The organism is Bianquea renquensis (genome assembly GCF_014384895.1).
GTDB lineage: Bacteria > Bacillota > Clostridia > Lachnospirales > Bianqueaceae > Bianquea > Bianquea renquensis.
The window spans coordinates 44,123-64,584 of sequence record NZ_JACRSQ010000016.1 but is presented as its reverse complement, the minus strand read 5'-3'; the positions used below and the strand labels follow the sequence as shown (position 1 = coordinate 64,584).

The following is a 20,462-nucleotide window of genomic DNA, read 5'->3' as shown; positions in this document are numbered from 1 at the left end:
TCTTGCCTATTTTCTTTCCAGGACTTCAGGTCCTAAAGCCAAAAAAGGCGTTGTGGATCATAACCCACAGCGCCTTTGCTGTTCTGGTGCTTATTATAGTGCCGTCAAGAGGGAAAGTCAAGAGGAAATTTTTAATTTTGCAAGATTTATGAATTTTCCTGCGTGACTCGGGAGATGATTCAGGTTCATTTATCAAATCTGCATAATTTTGCAAGTTTTGTTTTTTTTTGAATCAATTTCATTGACAGTTTTAGGTTTCTATAGTATAATATCGGAAAATGAACAAAGACGTTCATCAAAGGGATGCGGACTTCCATGCCGGCAGCCTTTTGGTGAACGTCTTTTTCAAACCATAAGGAGGAACTCCAATGCTTAAAGAAGGTCAAGTGCGAATTCCATCGGGCTGTGCGATCTCGGGAATATTCTCAAGAAGCGGCCGGCGGATCAGTGGAGAAGCCATCGTCAAATCCATCTCTGTCATGCACGACCGCTCCAACGGATTGGGAGGCGGCTTTGCCGGCTATGGCATTTATCCTGAGTATAAAGATTTGTACGCGTTTCATGTATTTTATGATACAATAGAGGCGAGGGAGCGCTGTGAGAAATTTTTGGACCGTCACTTTGATGTGGTGAACTTGTCAAAAATCCCCACAAAAAAACACCCTCGCATCATGGATGAACCGTTGATCTGGCGGTACTTTGTCGCACCTCTGCCCACCAAGCTAAAAGACAGCCAGCTGGAGGAGCGAGAGTATGTCTCCCGCTGTGTCATCCGAATCAACACGGAATTGGAGGGGGCGTATGTCTTTTCCAGCGGAAAGAACATGGGCGTCTTCAAGGCGGTCGGATTTCCAGAAGATGTGGGAGAATTTTACCGACTCGACGAATACGAGGGGTATTGCTGGACGGCCCATGGCCGCTATCCCACCAACACGCCGGGATGGTGGGGCGGCGCGCATCCCTTTGCTATGCTGGATTACTCCATCGTACATAATGGAGAGATTTCCTCCTATGACGCCAACCGGCGCTACATTGAGATGTTCGGGTACAAATGTACCTTGTTGACGGATACGGAGGTCATTACCTATATCATCGATTATCTCCACAGGCGAAAGGGGCTGTCCATGGAAGAGACGGCATCCGTTATCGCCGCACCCTTTTGGAGCACCATTGAGAAAAAGAGCCCGAAGGAGAAAGAGCGGCTCACGTATCTGCGCAGCATCTTTTCCAGCCTTTTAATCACAGGTCCCTTCTCAATCCTGGTGGGATTTGAGGGGGGCATGATGGCCCTGAACGATCGCTTAAAGCTTCGATCCATGGTTATCGCAGAGAAGGGCGATATGGTATACGCTGCCAGCGAAGAGTGTGCTATCCGGGTGATTGAGCCAGATGTGGACGCCATCTGGGCGCCAAAGGGCGGGGAGCCGGTTATCGTGACTCTTGAGGGAGGTGTGAAGTAATGTCCATTGATTTTATCTATCCGGAATACGAAGTTGTCCGAAATCAATCCCGGTGTATCGCGTGCCGCGTCTGCGAGCGGCAGTGCGCCAACGAGGTTCACTGGTATGACGAGGATGCCGGCGTTATGATGGCAGATGAAAGCAAGTGCGTCAATTGCCATCGCTGTGTCGCGTTCTGTCCCACAAGGGCCCTAAAGATTGTCAAAAGCGACGACACCTACAAAGTCAATTCCAACTGGACGGGAGATGTGATCTCCGATGTGATCCGGCAAGCCGGCACAGGCGGAGTGCTGCTGTCCTCCATGGGAACGCCGAAGAACTATCCTGTTTACTTTGATAAAATTCTGCTCAACGCATCCCAGGTCACAAACCCGCCCATCGATCCGCTGCGGGAGCCCATGGAGACCAAAGTGTATCTCGGGAAGAGACCCACGGAAATCCGGCGGGATGAAAATGGGGATCTGGTCAACACCATGCCGCCCCACCTGGAGCTTTCCGTGCCGATTCTGTTTTCAGCCATGTCCTACGGCTCCATCAGCTACAACGCCCATGAAAGTCTGGCGCGAGCGGCGCAGGAGCTGGGAATCTATTATAACACTGGAGAAGGCGGGTTACACGAAGATTTTTATAAGTACGGCGCCAATACTATCGTGCAGGTAGCGTCTGGGCGCTTTGGCGTCCACAAGGACTATCTTGAAGCAGGGGCCGCCGTTGAGATCAAGATGGGACAGGGGGCCAAGCCGGGCATTGGCGGGCATCTGCCGGGGGCCAAGATCGTCGGGGACGTATCGAGAACTAGGATGATACCGGAAGGATCCGACGCGATTTCACCGGCGCCCCATCACGATATCTACTCCATTGAAGATCTGCGGCAGCTAGTCTATTCTCTGAAAGAGGCGACAGAGTATAAGAAACCGGTCATCGTCAAGATCGCCGCAGTCCACAATGTTGCGGCCATCGCCAGCGGGATTGCCAGAAGTGGCGCTGACATCATCGCCATCGATGGATTCCGCGGCGGGACGGGGGCTGCCCCTTCCCGAATTCGGGACAATGTGGGAATCCCCATTGAGTTGGCCCTTGCCAGTGTGGATGAGAGACTTCGCCAGGAGGGTATTCGGGATGAAGTCTCCATCATCGTCGGCGGGAGTATTCGCAGCAGCGCGGATATCGTCAAGGCCATTGCCCTGGGAGCGGATGCTGTGTACATCGCCACAAGCGCTCTCGTAGCCCTCGGCTGCCACCTTTGCCGCAGCTGTAATCAGGGAAAATGCAATTGGGGAATCGCGACGCAGCGCCCGGAACTGGTGAAGCGGTTGAATCCAGAGATTGGGTATAAGAGATTGGTCAACCTTGTGACAGCCTGGGGGCATGAGATCAAGGAGATCATGGGCGGCATGGGGATCAACTCCATTGAGGCCTTGAAGGGGAACCGTTTGATGCTGAGAGGAATCGGGCTGACGGAAAAGGAACTGGAAGTCCTGGGAATCAAGCACGCCGGAGAGTAGAGAGGAGAAGCCTGCATGAAACGAATCTATGTCAATGAAAAGTGGTGCCTGGGCTGCCATCTTTGCGAATATTACTGTGCCTTTGCAAACTCTGGGGAAAAGGATATGGTCAAAGCGCTGAAGGGCGTGCAGATCAATCCTAGAATTCAGGTGGAAGAGAAGGATGGGATCAGTTTCGCCGTCTCCTGCCGCCATTGTGAGGAGCCGCTGTGCGTCAAGGGCTGTATCACCGGAGCTTTGCATCTGGTGGATGGTGTGATCGAGATTGACAAGGAGAAATGCGTGGGATGCTACACCTGCATTTTGACCTGCCCTTATGGATGTGTCATGCCTTCGGATGAAGGCGTGATTCAGAAGTGCGAACTGTGTCTGAACAATGCTGGTGGAAAGCCTGCCTGTGTTGAGCATTGCCCAAATAAAGCGATTGTATTTGAAGAGAGGTGAGGAATATGCGGTATGTGATTATTGGAAATTCGGCCGCTGCCATCGGCTGTGTGGAGGGAATCCGGCAGGTTGATCAGGAGGGGCCCATCACAATTATTTCCCGGGAAAAGTACCACACCTATTCTCGCCCGCTGATTTCTTACCTGTTGGCAGGAAAGACCGATGGGGAGCGGATGAAATATCGAGCCGATGATTTCTACGAAAAGAACGGCTGTGAAGTTATGCTCGGAAGAACAGCTGTGGCCATCGATTCTCTTGCCAAGACTGTTTTGCTGGATAATGGGGAAAGGGTTCCCTTTGACCGGCTGCTCTGCGCTACGGGTTCAAAACCCTTTGTGCCCGCTATGGAAGGATTGGAGTCGGTTCCGGTCAAACACACCTTTCTATCCCTGGATGATGCCAAGGCGCTGGATCAAGACTTGACGGAGGAGAGCCGCGTTATGATTCTAGGGGCGGGACTCATCGGTCTAAAGTGCGCGGAGGGGATTGCGAAGAAGGTCAAGAGCGTCACCGTTGTGGATCTGGCGGAGCAGATTCTGCCCAGCATTTTGGATACCGCCGCCGCGGCCATGGTACAGAAGCATATTGAGCGCCAGGGAATCCGGTTTATTCTCGGGACCAGCGCAAAATGCTTTACCCCTTCCCGAGCGGAATTGAAAAATGGAAGCGCTGTAGATTTTGATGTGCTGGTTCTCGCCGTGGGTGTGCGTCCCGAGGTGGAGCTCCTGAAAAATGCGGGGGCGGATATCGAGAGGGGTGTCCAGGTGGATTCCCACTGTATGACCAGTCTCCCCGATATTTATGCCGCAGGGGATTGCACTCAGAGCTATGATATTACATCGGGGACAGAGCGTGTCCTGGCCCTGCTTCCCAACGCGTACCGGCAGGGGGAAGTCTGTGGCCTGAACATGGCGGGCCTGGAGACTTCCTATGATAAGGCGATTCCCATGAATGCCATTGGCTTCTTTGGACTCCACATGCTCACGGCTGGAAGCTATGTCGGGGAGGAGTATGTGGTTCAAAGTGACTCTGCGTATAAAAAATTAGTGACCCGTCAAGGAGTGTTAAAGGGCTATATTCTGGTCGGCGATGTAGCCCGCGCCGGCATTTACACAGCCTTGATCCGGGACGAGACGCCTCTCGATACCATCGATTATGAGCTTATCAAAGAAAAACCACAATTGATCGCGTTTTCAAAGGGTAAGCGGGATCGTGTGCTGGGAGGAGCGTGAGAAAGCCATGGCGGTATCGGAGAAAAGCCCTAGCCGCACAGCGGCGGAACGGAGGTCGGAGATGAGAATACAAGCAGGTTTGATGCATTTTCAGGAGTTAAGCCAGCGAGTGCGAGACGCAAAAGAGGATCATATTCTGATTACAGACTGTTTTGGTCAGCGATACATCGGAAGCGGGCTCAAAGGGAAACATATTGAGATCGAGGGTGTCCCCGGCAATGCTCTGGGCGCATACCTTGATGGGAGCACAATCCGGGTCTACGGCAATGTGCAGGAGGCTACCGGTGACACCATGAACGACGGCATCATTTTCATTCACGGGAGGGCCGGAGATGCCACCGGATACGCCATGCGAGGCGGCCGCATCTATGTTGAGAAGGACACGGGGTATCGAGCGGGAATTCACATGAAGGCGTATCAGGATAAAGCTCCGGTTCTGGTGGTCGGGGGCACGGCAGGGAGTTTCCTAGGGGAATATCAAGCCGGAGGCCGCATTATCGTTTTAAACTTGGCGGATGCTCCGGTACCGGTTGGAAACTTCTGTGCGACGGGAATGCACGGCGGCAAAATCTTCATCCGGTGTGAGGACTTTCCCATGACCCTTCCATCACAGGTCCATGTGCGGGAGGCTATGCCCAGCGATCTAGACGAGATACAGGGCTATATAGAAGAATTCGGAGAGGAATTTGAGAAGGATTCGTCGAAAATCTTGGACAGCAAATTTTATTTGCTTGAGCCGAATACAAGCAACCCATATAAGCAACTCTATACCAATAACTGAGGTAGGGATTAAGCGACAATCGGAGGAATTTCCATGGAAAATGAAACAATCGTGGTCTTGGATTTTGGAGGACAGTACACCCAGCTTATTGCGCGGTGTGTAAGGGAAGCGGGGGTATTTACGGAGATTATCCCCTACAACGCGTCCCTTGACCGCATCTGCGGTGAACATGTCAAGGGGATCATTTTTAGCGGAGGTCCGGATAGCGTCTACGCAGAAGGATCGAAGCACTGTGACGCTAGGGTGCTGGAATGCGGCATCCCGATTTTGGGAATTTGTTATGGAATGCAGGAGCTGACCTACCAGTATCATGGGGAGGTTGGCTCTGCTTGCGTATCCGAATTTGGTCATACCGCCATCCACTATGATCGCCATCCCCTCTTTCAGGACGTAACCGCCGAGACTGTATGGATGAATCACCGGGATAAGGTCACAGTGATGCCTCCGGGATTTACTGCCATCGCGACCACACCGGATTGCCCTGTGGCCGCCTTTGCCAATGAGGAAAAACGGCAGTACGGGGTTCAATTCCACCCAGAAGTCAAGCACTCTCCCCAGGGAGATCGAATCATTCGAAATTTTTGCTACGAGATTTGCGGCTGTGCGGGAGATTGGTCCATGGACAATTTGGGAGATGTTCTCATCCGGCAGATCCAGGAGCAGGCGGGGGATTCTCAGGTCGTCTGCGCTCTGTCAGGCGGCGTGGATTCATCCGTGGCCGCGGTGCTGGTTCACAAGGCCATCGGGGAGCGGTTGACCTGTATCTTCGTTGACCATGGACTGCTGCGGATGCATGAAGCCGACGAAGTTATGGCGTTTTATCAAGCACAGTTGGGGATGAAGATCGTCAAGGTGGATGCTTCTCAGCGGTTTTTAAATCGGCTGAAGGGAGTTTCGGAGCCGGAAGAGAAGAGGAAGATCATCGGAGAAGAGTTCATGCGAGTCTTTGAGGAGGAAGCCGTTAAAATCAACGGAGATTACCTTGTGCAGGGGACCATCTACCCGGACGTCATTGAGAGCGGCGGGGAGAATGGGGCCGTGATCAAAAGCCATCACAATGTCGGCGGATTGCCCCCCAATATTTCTTTTAAAGGGCTTATCGAACCGCTGCGCCCCCTATTTAAAGATGAAGTTCGCCGGCTTGGCGAAAGCCTGGGGATTCCCCATAAGCTTGTGTGGAGACAGCCATTCCCAGGGCCGGGCCTTGCCATCCGGGTCATGGGGGAGATCACCGAGGAAAAGCTGGACATTGTGCGCAGGACGGACTGGATCCTGCGGGAAGAGGTTGCAAAGGCTGGGCTGGATCAAGAGATCTGGCAGTATTTCACCGTCATGACGGGGGTTCAGACCGTCGGTGTCATGGGCGACGCCAGGACCTACGAATACGTTGTGGCGGTCCGGGCGGTGACCAGCCGGGATGCCATGACGGTGGAATTCGCAGAGCTTCCCTATGAGCTGCTCAAGGTTTTGTCCACGAGGATGGTCAACGAGGTGCCAGGGTGCAGCCGCGTCGTCTACGACATCACATCCAAACCTCCGGCCACAATCGAATGGGAGTAAAAGAGTGGGAGTAACCTCCGCGCAGGTGAGGTCGCCCAGCCGTTCAGTGTCCGCATGTGTCATTTGGCAAGAATCTATAAATCTGTTACAGGTCAGACACCGATTCAAAGGCAGAATGCAATTTGCTTAGAAGAGGCAAAACAACTGCTATTGGAGTGAAATTTATCTGTGGGAACGATGGGAAATAGATCGGATCTGCCGCTGAGTATTACTTTTCTGCCACCTTGAATCAGGTGCTTGGAGGGACGCGAACACAGCATTATAACCGAAAAAGAGCGGTTAGAATCCATAGATATCAGTCTATAACTGGTCTGGCATAATTTTATTAAAATGGCTGAATGCTATATTTATTGTCATTTGACTGTGGGTTACAATAGTATTATTCTGCCAAATCGCACATGGAGTATGGGGATGGAAATAGTACAGACTGAGGGGGCCGGCCCGGCGGCGATCATATGGAGCTGGAGCGGGTCGCTGTGAGGGGTCAATTTGTTTGGAAAGAGTTTGAACAGAAATAGGGCTGTAAAATTTTACAGGACCGAGGATGAGAAGGAGGAAACGGCATGAAGTATAAAGCGAGTGAGATTCTTCAATTTGTCGAAGAAAACGATGTGAAATTTATTCGACTGGCGTTCTGCGATGTGTATGGGCATCAAAAAAATATTGCCATCATGCCGGACGAATTGCCGCGGGCGTTTGAGACGGGAATATCCTTTGCGGCGTCAGCAGTGGAAGGATTTATGAACGTGAAGGAATCGGATCTATTTCTGATCCCGGACCCTTCGACGCTGACAGTGCTGCCGTGGAGGCCATCTCACGGCCGTGTCGTCCGTTTTTTCTGCGATATCCGGCACCCTGACGGTACACCCTTTGCCGGGGACGGGCGCCAGCTGCTAAAACAAGCGGTGGCGGAACTCAATGCCTTAGGCCTCACATGCCAGGTGGGCACGGAGTGCGAGTTCTATCTGTTTGAGCTGGACGAGAAGGGAAACCCGACGAGCATACCCCAGGACCGCGCGGGGTATTGCGACATTGCGCCCCTAGACCGGGGAGAAAATGTGCGGCGGGAGATCTGCCTCACCCTGGAGGAGATGGGGATCAAACCGGAGAGTTCCCACCACGAACACGGACCAGGGCAGAACGAGGTGGATTTCCGGTACAGCGATGCGCTGACGGCGGCGGATAATGTGATCCATTTTGAATCCGTTGTCAAAACCATCGCCAACCGCAATGGCCTGTGCGCATCCTTTATGCCAAAACCCTTGGCCGATGCATGGGGCAGCGGCCTGCACATCAATCTATCGCTGTTCCGCGACGGTGTGAATATCTTTCGAACCGACGGTTACTCCCACAACCAGGAGGCCGAAAGCTTTATCGCAGGAATTCTCGACCGGATTTGTGAAATCACATTGTTCTTGAATCCCATCACCAATTCGTACAGACGGCTGGGCAACAGCGAAGCGCCCGGATATATATCCTGGTCCCATCAAAATCGATCGCAGCTCATTCGAATCCCTGCGACAGTGGGAGAGAGAAGCCGGATGGAGCTTCGATCACCGGATCTAGCCTGCAATCCCTATTTGGCCTTCACCCTGTTGATCAAGGCAGGATTGGAAGGCATTCGCGAACACAAGAAGCTGCCAGCCCCCTTAAATCTGGATTTGTTTACGGCCAGCGAGGAGGAACTTCAGACATTGCAAAAGCTGCCCAGGTCTTTAAAAGAAGCGCTGGACGCGGCGGTAAAGAGTACATTTCTGCAACAGGTCATGCCGGAGAAAATACGATCGTTTTACTTGAAGGCCAAAAAGGAACAGTGGAAGCAGTTTAAGGAGGCGGAAGACAAGCAGGAATTAGAGCATCGGCTGTATTTTATCCAGGTATAGCGCGCAGAGAGGGTGAGACGACATGGACAACGTCATAATCGTATCCAGTACGGAAAAAGGAAACACGGTATTGACAGAATTTTTGCGGTCTCAGTCATTTTCCGTCGCGGGAACCATTTCCAGCGGTTCCGAGGCGAGGCGCGCATTCCTGGAAAAGGCTCCGGACTTGGTCATCATCAACGCGCCGCTGATCGATGAATTTGGCCATGATCTGGCCATGAATATAGCGGAAACCAATGTCTGCGGCATCATCCTGGTCGTGAAGGCGGATGTGGCGGAGGATGTGGAAGCCAAGGTGGAGGAGTATGGCGTGGTGGTCGTTCCAAAGCCAATTAACCGCGCATTTTTCTACCACGCGGTCAAGATGGTGTTAACGGCCAGGCGAAGGCTTATGGTCCTGCAAAGGGAAAATGTAAAGCTGCAGCAAAAAATCGAGGAAATCAGGCTTGTCGATCGAGCAAAATGCTGTTTGATCCAATATTTGAACATGACGGAGGCGCAAGCACACCGGCATATCGAAAAACAGGCAATGGACACTCGCAGAACCCGGCGGGAAGTGGCGGAGGGGATTCTGCAAACCTATGAAAGTTGAAAGGAAAGCGTGCAAATCATGATGGAAAAGCTTCGAGAGGAATGCGGTATTTTTGGCGTGGTCAGCAGAGCAGGGGAAGCGGCGGGCATCACCTACAATGCGCTTTTGGCATTGCAGCACAGAGGGCAGGAGGGTGCAGGAATCGCGCTTTTGAAGGACAGCTCCATCCTTTGCCACAAGGATGTTGGGTTAGTCAGCGAAGTTTTTTCGCCCTCTGTTTTGAGCGAACTTCCCGATGCATCGGAAGCCATTGGACATGTCCGCTATTCGACGACGGGGAATAATACAAAGGCTAATGTTCAGCCTATTGTCAAGGAGTATCTGGAAGGGCGCATCGCCGTAGCCCACAACGGGAATATCGTCAATGCGGCGGAAATCAGAGAACGGCTCCTATCCGTGGGCTGCGATTTTACAGCCACCAATGACAGTGAGGCCATATCCCTTCTCATCGCCTATGAGGCTCTCCATCGGGGCAGTATCGAGGCGGGGGTCGCGGAAGCATCGAAGCAATTGAAAGGTGCGTTTTCCCTGCTGGTTCTGTCCAGCAAGAATAAAATCATCGCCGTTCGGGACAGCTTCGGCTTCCGCCCGCTATGTCTGGGGCGAAGCCAACACGGCATGGCGGTGGCGTCCGAAAGCTGTGCCCTGGACAGTGCGGGATTTGAGTTTATCCGGGACGTGGAGCCGGGAGAGATGATCGTAATCCAGGGAGATGGTACATACACAAGCCAGAAGGTTCTTCCCTGTGAAAATGAAGGGCTGTGCATTTTTGAGTACGTATACTTTGCAAGAACCGATTCCGTCATTGACAGGCTGAGCGTATACCAGGCGCGGTTTAATATGGGAATCCAGCTGGCGAAGGAATATCCCGTGGATGCCGACGTGGTATGCGGGGTGCCGGACAGCGGACTGGAATCGGCGGAAGGATACGCCTACGCCAGCCATCTGCCCAATGTCTCCGGTTTTGTCAAAAACCGCTATATTGGCCGCAGTTTCATCTTTCCTTCCCAGGCGCAGCGCGATGCCGCGGTACGGCTGAAATTAAACCCGTTGCGAGCCAACATTGAGGGAAAGCGGGTGGTGCTGGTGGATGATTCCATTGTCCGGGGGACCACAAGCGCAAAGATTATCAAAAGCCTGAAGAATGCTGGGGCCAAGGAGGTCCACATGCGAATCTCCTCGCCGCCCTTTCGCCATACCTGCCATTTTGGAACGGACATTGACAGTGAGGAAAATCTCATTGCCAACCGGATGAGCGTGGAGGAGATTGCCAAACACATTGGAGCGGATAGCCTGGGATTTATCAGCACCAAGGGATTGAAGGAGGCCTGCAGGGAGAGCGCCAGGCGCTTCTGTACGGGATGTTTTACTGGGGACTATCCGATTGCCGTAGGATGCCATCGGAAAGAGCAATTTGAAGAGTAAACCAGCGGTCGAGAATTTGGAGGCGAAACGGAGGTAACCATGGAAAGAGAAGTCTATTTGCTGCTTGAAAACGGACGGGTTTTTAAGGGAAAGGGATTTGGCGCGGCGGGCGAGGTCACAGGTGAGTTAGTTTTTACCACCGGAATGACGGGATATCTGGAGACTCTGACAGACCCAAGCTATTACGGCCAGATTGTAGTTCACACCTTCCCCCTGATCGGAAATTATGGAATCATCCCTGCGGATTTTGAGAGCGGCGGCCCCCACGTAAGGGCCTACATTGTCCGGCAATGGTGTGAGCATCCCTCCAATTTCCGCTGTGAAAGAACGCTTGATCAGTATCTACAGGAAAAGGGCGTTATCGGCATGTATGATCTCGATACCCGAGAGCTGACGAAACTGATCCGGGAGCATGGCGTCATGAACGCCCGGATTTCCACATCACCCTACATGGAGGAGGCGTTGCAGAGCGAGCTCCGCGCCTACCGCGTGACGGATGCAGTCTCCCACGTCACCTGCCGGGAAGCCTACCAGTCCGCGCCCGCCGGTGTCAATACAAAGCGCGTCGTTCTGTGGGATTTTGGCGCAAAGCGCAATATTGAGCGGGAATTGATGAAGCGCGGCTGCCGGGTCATCACCGTTCCGGCGGACACAAAAGCTGAGCAGATCAAAGCGTGGAAGCCCCATGGGATTATGCTATCCAATGGGCCTGGCGATCCGGCGGATAACCCGGGGATCATCCAGGAGTTGGCCAAACTGCTGGACCAAAAAATTCCCACCTTTGGAATCTGTCTGGGACATCAACTTTTGGCCCTGGCAAAGGGAGCCGCCACCTCCAAGTTGAAATACGGCCATCGGGGAGCGAACCAACCCGTCAAAGATCTGAGCACAGGGCGGGTTTACATCACCAGCCAAAACCACGGCTACGCGGTGGACAGCGCATCGCTGCCGGCCTGCGCCAAGGAGAGCTTTGTCAACGTCAATGATGGAACCTGCGAGGGCGTCCGCTATGAGGATATACCGGCCTTTTCCGTGCAATTTCATCCGGAGGCCTGCGGCGGCCCGCGGGATACGGAATATCTGTTTAACGACTTCATGCAGTTGATGGAAAGGGGGCAGTCAATATGCCATTGAATCCCACGATCAAAAAAGTCATGGTGATCGGCTCCGGCCCCATTGTGATCGGGCAAGCGGCTGAATTTGATTACGCTGGAACCCAGGCGTGCCGTGCCTTGAGGGAAGAAGGACTTGAGGTGGTGCTAGTCAATTCCAATCCCGCCACCATCATGACCGACAAAGCCATGGCGGATAAAATATACATTGAACCTCTGACGCTTCCCACCATCAAGCGCATCATTGAAAAGGAGCAGCCTGACAGCTTGCTGTCCACCCTAGGTGGACAGACGGGGCTCACATTGTCTATGCAGCTGGCGAAAGAAGGATTTTTGGAGGCGCATCATGTACAGCTGCTCGGGGCCCGGCCAGAAACCATCGACCGGGCAGAAGACCGGCAGATGTTCAAGGACACCATGGAATCCATCGGGGAGCCGGTCATTCCATCCAAAGTCGTGCAGGATGTGGACTCCGCCCTGGCATTCGCTAAGTCCATCGGATATCCTGTCATCGTCCGTCCCGCCTTTACCCTGGGGGGCAGCGGTGGAGGCATTGCCTACGAGGAGAAGGAGTTGGTGGAGACCGCGGAAAATGGCCTGCGGCAATCCCCCATCACCCAGATTCTTGTGGAGAAATGTATCGCGGGATGGAAAGAGATTGAATTTGAGGTCATGCGGGACGGAAAAGGCAATGTCATAACCGTGTGCAGCATGGAAAATTTTGACCCCGTCGGGGTTCACACAGGGGACAGCATCGTAATCGCACCGGCAGTCACCCTGGCAGACAGGGAGTACCAGATGCTTCGCTCCGCCGCCTTGAATATCATCTCCGCCTTGAAGATCGAGGGCGGGTGCAATTGCCAGTTTGCCCTAAAACCGGACAGCTTTGAGTACGCCGTCATCGAGGTCAATCCCCGGGTATCGCGGTCCTCCGCATTGGCGTCCAAGGCCACGGGATACCCCATCGCCAAGGTGGCGGCCAAGATCGCCATCGGCTATTCATTAGATGAGATCCCCAATGCCATTACGGGAAAGACGTACGCCTGCTTTGAACCCGCTTTGGACTATGTTGTTGTCAAGCTTCCCAAATGGCCTTTTGATAAATTTGTGTATGCCAAGCGGACGCTGGGCACCCAGATGAAAGCCACAGGGGAAGTCATGGCCATCGGAGATACATTTGAAGCGGCCATTATGAAAGCTGTCCGGGGAGCGGAGATTTCCCTGGATAGTCTGAACCTTCCCCGGCTTGCAGAGCACTCCGGCCAGCAGCTCATAGACCAGCTTTCCATCTGCGATGATGAGCGGTTATTTGTGGTTTTCGCCGCGATCAAACGGGGCATCTCCTGTGAGCAGATCCATGAGATCACCGCCATTGATCTCTGGTTTTTGTATAAGCTTCAGAATTTGGCAAGGCTGGAACAGAGGCTGGAAGCGGGCGAATGGAGTGAGGCGCTGTTTGAGACCTGCAAGAAGTACAGTTACCCTGACGCCGTGATCTCACGGCTGGCTGGCCGGCCTGTCACAGCGTCGAGATCAGCGGCCTTCAAAATGGTGGACACCTGTGCGGCGGAGTTCGCAGCGCAAACCCCGTATTTCTATTCCACCTGGGATGAAGAGAACGAGGCCCAGGCATTTCTGGAGGACCGCGCTTCGGGCAAACAAACCATTCTCGTATTCGGCTCGGGGCCCATCCGAATCGGCCAGGGAATCGAATTCGACTACGCGTCCGTTCACTGCGTTTGGGCGCTGAAAGAAGCGGGGTATGAGGTGGTGATCGTCAACAACAATCCGGAGACGGTCTCCACGGATTTCGATACGGCGGACCGACTATACTTTGAGCCGTTGACCCCTGAGGATGTGAAGAGCATCATCGATACAGAAAAGCCCTATGGCGTGGTGGTAGCTTTTGGAGGCCAGACGGCCATCAAACTGACCAAATATCTGGAGAAATCCGGCGTCCGGATTTTAGGGACCCCTGCTGACAGCATCGATGCGGCGGAGGACCGGGAGCGGTTTGACGCGCTCTTGGAAAAATTGGGGATCAAGCGGCCGGAGGGGGATACGGTCATGAAAACGGAGGAGGCTCTTGCAGCCGCCAACCGATTGGGGTACCCAGTATTAATGCGTCCCTCCTATGTGCTGGGCGGACAAAACATGATCATTGCCTTCAGCGATGAGGACATTAAGGAGTATATGGGGATTATCCTATCCCATGGAATTGAAAATCCCATTCTCATTGATAAATATCTGCGGGGCGTTGAGATCGAGGTGGATGCCATCTGCGATGGAGAGGAGGTCTTGATCCCGGGAATTATGGAGCATATCGAGAGGGCGGGTGTCCACTCCGGGGATTCCATCGCCGTGTATCCCCCATGGAATGTCAGTGGAAGCCTGACTCAGAAGTTGGTGGAGTTTACGCGGAACTTGGCACTGGCGTTGGACACTCATGGACTGGTGAATATTCAGTATGTCGCCCATGAGGGAGAGCTCTATGTGATCGAGGTCAATCCTAGATCCTCTAGAACCGTCCCCTATATAAGCAAAGTGACAGGTGTGCCCATGGTGGATTTGGCGACCAGGGCTATGCTGGGAGAGAAGCTGGCTGATATGGGCTATGGAACTGGATTGTACCAGACACCGCCCTATGTGGCGGTGAAAGTTCCCGTGTTCTCCTTCGAAAAGCTGCGGGATCTGGATGTACAGCTGGGACCGGAGATGAAATCCACCGGCGAGGTGCTGGGGATCGGCAGGACCATGGATGAGGCTTTATTTAAAGGTTTGGTCGCCGCCGGTTATAAGATGGAAAAACAGGGGGGCGTCCTGATTACAGTCCGGGACAGTGATAAGGCGGAGATCGCGGATATTGCGAGAAAGTTTGACGAGCTTGGCTTTGAACTGTATGCCACAAAGGGGACGGCTAGAATATTGGCACAGGCAGGAATGGGCGTCACGGCAGTCAACAAGATCCATGAGTCTAAGGACAACACCAGGACGCTGTTGGAGAGCGGCAAAATCCAATATATTATTTCGACATCCTCCAAGGGGCGGATCCCCAGCCGCGACAGCGTAAAGCTCCGCCGTACGGCTGTGGAGCATGCAATCCCCTGTCTCACGTCATTGGACACGGCAAACGCGCTGGCCAACAGTTTGCGCAGCCGGTATTCCCAGTACAACACAGAGCTGGTGGAGCTGAATCACATGCGAACCCGCAAGACCAAACTGCACTTTATCAAAATGCAGGGCGCTGGCAATGACTATATCTATTTCGACTGCATGAATCAAGAGATCACCAATCCACAATCCCTGAGTGTCAGTCTCTCAGATCGGCATTTTGGCATTGGCGGAGATGGGGTTGTGTTGATCTGCTCCTCCGAGATCGCGGATGCGAAAATGCGGATGTTCAACCTCGACGGCAGCGAAGGAAAAATGTGTGGGAACGCCATCCGCTGTGTGGGAAAATATCTGTACGATACGGGAATTGTGCAAAAGCAAGTCATGCGTATCGAAACCCTCAGCGGTGTGAAAACGTTAAAGTTGTACCTGCAAAATGGTCTGGTGGACAGCGCGACGGTGGACATGGGACCCGCCGGGCTGAGCCCCTCCTCCCTTCCGGTTCTGTTAGACGGGGATACGGTGGTGAACCGTCAAGTTACCATCAATGGGGAGAGCTACGCCATCACCTGCGTGTCCATGGGGAATCCACATTGTGTCATCTACTGGGAGGATCTGGACAGTCTGGATATCGCCAAGATCGGAAGTGCGGTGGAGAACTGTGAGCTGTTTCCGGAGCGGGTGAACGTTGAGTTTATTCGAATCCTAGATAATAATACTGTCAAAATGCGGGTCTGGGAGCGGGGCAGCGGTGAAACATGGGCCTGTGGCACCGGAGCCTGTGCGGCGGCGGTAGCGGCCGTATTAGGTGGGCATTGTCAGAAGGATCGGGAGATCCTTGTCAAACTCAAGGGCGGTGATCTGGAGGTGCGCTATACGGACGAAACCGTGTATATGACAGGCAAGGCACAGATGGTATTTGAAGGTACAGTTGAAATCTGATAAGGGGGATCTGTATGGGTACTGGCGTGAGAGACGGAAAAACAAAATATATCTTTGTGACGGGAGGCGTCGTTTCCGGGCTGGGAAAGGGGATTACCGCTGCGTCCTTGGGGAGACTGTTGAAGGCGCGCGGGTTGAAGATCGCGGCGCAAAAGCTAGACCCCTATATTAATGTGGACCCGGGAACCATGAGCCCATATCAGCATGGCGAAGTTTTTGTCACGGAGGATGGAGCGGAAACGGATCTGGACCTGGGGCACTATGAACGGTTTATCGATGAGAATCTTAACCAGTTTTCCAATCTGACGACGGGCAAGGTGTACTGGAATGTATTGACGAAAGAGCGGAAGGGTGAATATCTAGGGGAGACGGTTCAGGTGATTCCCCACATTACCAATGAGATTAAGAGTTTCATCTATTCAGTCGGGCAAAAGACGGACGCTGACGTGGTCATTACGGAGATCGGAGGAACCACGGGCGATATTGAAAGCCAGCCTTTTCTGGAGGCGATCCGGCAGGTCTCCCATGAGGTAGGCAGGAGAAATTGTCTATTTATCCATGTTACACTGGTGCCCTACATCAAAAGCTCCGGCGAACATAAATCAAAGCCTACCCAACACTCCGTCAAAGAGCTCCAATCCTTCGGCATCATGCCGGATTTGATCGTGACCCGCTGCAATGAGCCGCTGGAAGACTCCATTGTGAGCAAGATCGCTTTATTTTGTAATGTTAAGCCGGACTGTGTGATCGAGAATCAAACGCTTCCCGTTCTGTATCAGGCGCCCGTCATGCTTCATGAGAATGGCCTGGACGATATTGTTTGCCGGGAATTATCGATTCAGTGTCCTCACGAGAGCGATATGACAGAGTGGAATAGGATGTTGTACCGCATTGAGCACTGCACGAAGGTTGTGAAGGTGGCGCTGGTTGGAAAGTATACGAAGCTCCACGATGCGTATTTATCCGTGGCGGAAGCTCTGCGCCACGCAGGCTTTGAAAATGAAAGCCGCATTGAGATTCAGTGGACGGATTCGGAGAGTATTACGCCGCTGACGGTGGATTCCGTGCTCAGCGGTCAGGATGCCATCTTGGTTCCCGGCGGCTTTGGAGACAGAGGAATTGAGGGAATGATTTTGGCGGCGGAGTATGCCAGGACAAAGAAAATTCCGTATCTGGGAATTTGCCTGGGGATGCAGATTGCAGTTATTGAATTTGCGAGGAATGTTGTGGGCTGGGAGGACGCCAACTCCGCCGAGTTTAATCCCGGCAGTGGCCACCGCGTCATCGATTGGATGCCGGATCAGAATTATGAAGGACCTAAGGGCGGAACCATGCGCTTAGGAGCATATCCGTGTAAAATCATGCCCCGCACCAGGATGGACGCTGCCTACGGTCAGCCGGAAATCCAAGAACGGCACCGGCATCGATTTGAATTCTGCAATGAATATAGGGACGCCATGACGGAAAAGGGATTGTGCATTGCGGGGACATCACCGGATGGACGGCTGGTGGAGGCGGTGGAACTGCCGGAGCAGGATTTCTTTGTGGGGGTTCAGTATCATCCAGAATTTAAGAGCCGTCCCAATCGAGCCCACCCACTCTTTCGGGAATTTATCGCGGCGGCGGTGCGACAGGCGGAAAGGAGCGAAGCGCAATGCGGATGAACACACATTATTCAGAACTTAAGGAAAGCTATCTATTTTCAGAGATTAACCACAAAGTTGCAACGTTTAAGGCCTCCCATCCCGATGCCGATGTCATCCGGATGGGAATTGGGGATGTCACACTTCCTTTATGTCAGGCGTCGGTGGAGGCTATGAAAGAGGCCGTGGATGAGATGGGCCGCGCGGAGACCTTTCGGGGGTATGGCCCGGAGCAGGGATATGACTTTCTGCGGGATGCCATCGCCTCCTATTACGCGAAAAAGGGGGTGGCTCTGGAGAGAGATGAAATCTTTGTCAGCGATGGGGCGAAGAGCGATTTAGGGAATATCCTGGATTTATTTGACTCGCAGAATACGGTCTTGATACCGGACCCGGTGTATCCGGTCTACGTGGACACCAACCTTATGGCGGGCCGCCGAATTCAATTTTTGAAGGCCACTGTTGAGAACCAATTTCTGCCTATGCCGCCTGCCGGAGTGAAGGCGGATCTCATATATCTGTGCTCGCCTAACAATCCAACCGGCGCGGTGTACAATCGAGACCAGTTGGCGCAGTGGGTGGCATATGCCAATGATCAGGATGCGATTCTTTTATTTGACAGCGCCTATGAAGCTTTTATTCGGGATCCCTCGCTGCCGAGAAGCATTTATGAGATTCCCGGCGCGAAAACCTGTGCTATCGAGTTTTGTTCGTTTTCGAAGACGGCGGGATTTACCGGAACCCGATGCGGGTACACCGTTGTGCCAAAGGATCTGACCCGAGGGGAAATGTCGCTCAATAGGATGTGGCTTCGCCGCCAGACGACGAAATTCAACGGAGTGCCCTATATTGTCCAGCGGGGGGCGGCAGCGGTCCTGACGGAGGAAGGGATTCGGCAGGCACAACAGAATATTGCCTACTATATGGAGAATGCGGCGATCATCGCCAACGCCCTCCGCGGCCTGGGGATTTGGTTTACCGGAGGGGAAAACTCACCCTATATCTGGATGCAGTGCCCAGAGGGATATGATTCCTGGAAGCTCTTTGATCTGCTGTTGGAGAAGGCTCGCGTTGTGGGAACGCCGGGCGCTGGATTTGGAAGTTGTGGGGAAGGATTTTTCCGCTTGACTGCGTTTGGAAGACGGGAAGATGCGAAGCGAGGGATGGAACGATTGTGTGGGGTCTATCCCCGCTGAGGCAGGCTTTTGTCCCTGGAAAGGAGGAGCACCATGTCAAGTTCATACATGACAAAACGAGCGTTAGGAAATTCATTGAAGGCTGTATTGCTGGAAGTGCCGTTTCACAAGGTGACGGTCAAGAAGATCGTCGAGCACCTGGGGGTCAATCGGCAGACATTTTACTATTATTTTCAGGATATCCAGCAGCTGCTGACGTGGACGTTGAAGGAAGAGATTCAACAGAGCTTGTCCGAGGATGTATTCTTTGAGAATTGGCGGCTCGGTCTTCTGCGCATCCTTTTCTATATTCAGCAAAATGAGCAGTTGTGCCGGACAATTTTTGCGTCCATGGGGCGAGGTGCGTATGAGAAGGCGATCTATGAGATTGCCTATGAACTTTTCTGGAAGGCGGAGGACCTGGATCTTCGAGATCGGGATTTTGACGTGAATGTGCTGGCGGTGACCTTTCAGGGACTGGTGGATCAATGGCTGGAGCAGGGGCTTGAGGAGGAGCCGAAGCAAGTGCTAGAGGGGATGTGCAGGGTGGTTTCCATGTATCGTCCTTCTCAGGTGGGATAGCAGCCCCCCGGCTCCTACAGCCTTTCCTCTGCGCGTTGCTGCGAGATGAAGGGGGGCCGCCGCGCCCGCTCCGAAGCCGTTGGCTTCTTCGCTGATGGGGCGTCGCCCCATAGAGGAAAGGCTGTATCCGCCGGTTGGTCTGCAAGCAGCCCCCCCGGTCCTACAGCCTTTCCTCTGCGCGTTGCTGTGAGATGAAGGGGGGCCGCCGCGCCGCTCCGAAGCCGTTGGCTTCTTCGCTGATGGGGCGTCGCCCCATAGAGGAAAGGCTGTATCCGCCGGTTGGTCTGCAAGCAGCCCCCCGGCTCCTACAGCCTTTCCTCTGCGCGGCTTGTGCTTGTTCAAAATATCATTGATATTTTTTGGGTTTTGGTTTACAATAGAGGGTGTCTTGGTTTTTTGTTGGGGTTGTGTTTTTTTCTGTGGAGGGTTCGGCGTTTGGCGAACTTAGGTCCGTGGAACCGAAGGGTCTTCTATAGTGGGTGTTGTTGAAAGGTGGATACGATATGGCGAAAAAAGTAGCGGTTATTATGGGCAGTGATAGCGATTGGGGGACAGTGAAGGGCGCGGTGAAGATGTTGAAGTCTTTTGACGTGGAGACGGAGGTTCATGTGATGAGCGCCCATCGGACTCCGGCGGAGGCCTCGGCTTTTGCGTCCGGCGCTCGCGAGGCTGGATTTGGCGTTATCATAGCGGCGGCCGGAAAGGCGGCCCATCTGGCGGGCGTGCTGGCGGCTCATACGACGCTTCCTGTCATTGGAATCCCGATCAAGGCTTCTACCTTAGATGGTTTGGATGCGCTGCTGTCGACGGTTCAGATGCCCAAAGGAATTCCTGTGGCCACGGTGGCCATTGATGGAGCTGACAACGCGGCTTTGCTGGCCATCCAGATTTTAGCGCTGTCGGACGAGGCGCTCAGCGCGAAATTGTTGGAGATGAAAGAGGAAATGGCCGAGGGCGTGAGAGAGAAGGATGCCAAAATGCAGCAAGAGGCGGAGCGGCTGTAAAGCGGTATAGC

At 53.3% G+C, this 20,462-nt stretch carries 16 protein-coding genes; 15 read left to right on the top strand and 1 reads right to left on the bottom strand.

What is annotated here, in order from left to right; genetic code table 11:
• Window positions 1-368 precede the first annotated feature (368 nt).
• The 14 genes from H8730_RS11225 to H8730_RS11160 all read left to right on the top strand — a co-directional run bounded on the left by H8730_RS11225 (window position 369) and on the right by H8730_RS11160 (window position 19,447).
• Window positions 369-1,460 carry a class II glutamine amidotransferase gene (locus tag H8730_RS11225; RefSeq protein ID WP_177719165.1) on the top strand — a complete coding sequence of 364 codons (1,092 nt, stop codon included), beginning with the start codon at window positions 369-371 and terminating at the stop codon, window positions 1,458-1,460.
• Window positions 1,460-2,965, top strand: coding sequence for a glutamate synthase-related protein (locus H8730_RS11220; RefSeq protein WP_177719164.1), 1,506 nt, complete (start codon window positions 1,460-1,462; stop codon window positions 2,963-2,965). Before H8730_RS11225 ends, H8730_RS11220 begins: the two co-directional genes overlap by 1 nt.
• Window positions 2,966-2,980: 15 nt before the next feature.
• Window positions 2,981-3,409 (top strand): 4Fe-4S dicluster domain-containing protein, encoded by a 429-nt coding sequence (locus H8730_RS11215; RefSeq protein ID WP_177719163.1) that lies wholly within the window; start codon window positions 2,981-2,983, stop codon window positions 3,407-3,409.
• 5 nt (window positions 3,410-3,414) lie between these two features.
• A complete protein-coding gene (locus tag H8730_RS11210) occupies window positions 3,415-4,641 on the top strand; it encodes an NAD(P)/FAD-dependent oxidoreductase (protein WP_177719162.1) in 1,227 nt (408 codons plus the stop codon).
• Between the two features lie 61 nt (window positions 4,642-4,702).
• Entirely contained in the window at window positions 4,703-5,422 is a 720-nt protein-coding gene (locus H8730_RS11205) for a GltB/FmdC/FwdC-like GXGXG domain-containing protein (protein WP_177719161.1), read from the top strand.
• A gap of 33 nt (window positions 5,423-5,455) precedes the next feature.
• Window positions 5,456-6,982: a glutamine-hydrolyzing GMP synthase gene (guaA, locus tag H8730_RS11200; RefSeq protein WP_177719160.1), complete on the top strand. Its 1,527-nt coding sequence runs from the start codon at window positions 5,456-5,458 to the stop codon at window positions 6,980-6,982.
• 563 nt (window positions 6,983-7,545) lie between these two features.
• Window positions 7,546-8,865: a glutamine synthetase family protein gene (locus tag H8730_RS11195; protein WP_177719159.1), complete on the top strand. Its 1,320-nt coding sequence runs from the start codon at window positions 7,546-7,548 to the stop codon at window positions 8,863-8,865.
• 22 nt (window positions 8,866-8,887) lie between these two features.
• Window positions 8,888-9,457 carry an ANTAR domain-containing response regulator gene (locus H8730_RS11190; protein WP_177719158.1) on the top strand — a complete coding sequence of 190 codons (570 nt, stop codon included), beginning with the start codon at window positions 8,888-8,890 and terminating at the stop codon, window positions 9,455-9,457.
• An 18-nt stretch (window positions 9,458-9,475) separates the two neighbouring features.
• Window positions 9,476-10,882, top strand: a complete 1,407-nt coding sequence (purF, locus tag H8730_RS11185) for an amidophosphoribosyltransferase (protein ID WP_177719157.1) — start codon at window positions 9,476-9,478, stop codon at window positions 10,880-10,882.
• A 39-nt stretch (window positions 10,883-10,921) separates the two neighbouring features.
• The gene (locus H8730_RS11180; RefSeq protein ID WP_177719156.1) at window positions 10,922-12,016 is read left to right on the top strand and encodes a carbamoyl phosphate synthase small subunit; all 1,095 of its coding nucleotides are present in this window, start codon (window positions 10,922-10,924) and stop codon (window positions 12,014-12,016) included.
• The gene (gene carB, locus H8730_RS11175) at window positions 12,007-16,047 is read left to right on the top strand and encodes a carbamoyl-phosphate synthase large subunit (protein WP_177719155.1); all 4,041 of its coding nucleotides are present in this window, start codon (window positions 12,007-12,009) and stop codon (window positions 16,045-16,047) included. Before H8730_RS11180 ends, carB begins: the two co-directional genes overlap by 10 nt.
• Before the next feature lie 14 nt (window positions 16,048-16,061).
• Entirely contained in the window at window positions 16,062-17,711 is a 1,650-nt protein-coding gene (gene pyrG / locus H8730_RS11170; protein WP_177719154.1) for a CTP synthase, read from the top strand.
• A complete protein-coding gene (locus H8730_RS11165; protein WP_177719153.1) occupies window positions 17,702-18,886 on the top strand; it encodes an LL-diaminopimelate aminotransferase in 1,185 nt (394 codons plus the stop codon). Before pyrG ends, H8730_RS11165 begins: the two co-directional genes overlap by 10 nt.
• A 33-nt stretch (window positions 18,887-18,919) precedes the next feature.
• On the top strand, window positions 18,920-19,447 hold the full coding sequence (locus tag H8730_RS11160) for a TetR/AcrR family transcriptional regulator C-terminal domain-containing protein (RefSeq protein WP_177719152.1): 528 nt from the start codon (window positions 18,920-18,922) through the stop codon (window positions 19,445-19,447).
• Window positions 19,448-19,461: 14 nt separating this feature from the next.
• Here the strand turns inward: H8730_RS11160 and H8730_RS11155 are convergent, their stop codons facing one another.
• The gene (locus H8730_RS11155) at window positions 19,462-19,737 is read right to left on the bottom strand and encodes a hypothetical protein (protein ID WP_249289836.1); all 276 of its coding nucleotides are present in this window, start codon (window positions 19,735-19,737) and stop codon (window positions 19,462-19,464) included.
• A gap of 213 nt (window positions 19,738-19,950) precedes the next feature.
• Here H8730_RS11155 and purE point away from each other — a divergent pair, with 213 nt between their 5' ends.
• A complete protein-coding gene (gene purE / locus H8730_RS11150) occupies window positions 19,951-20,451 on the top strand; it encodes a 5-(carboxyamino)imidazole ribonucleotide mutase (protein ID WP_177719151.1) in 501 nt (166 codons plus the stop codon).
• Window positions 20,452-20,462: the final 11 nt, after the last annotated feature.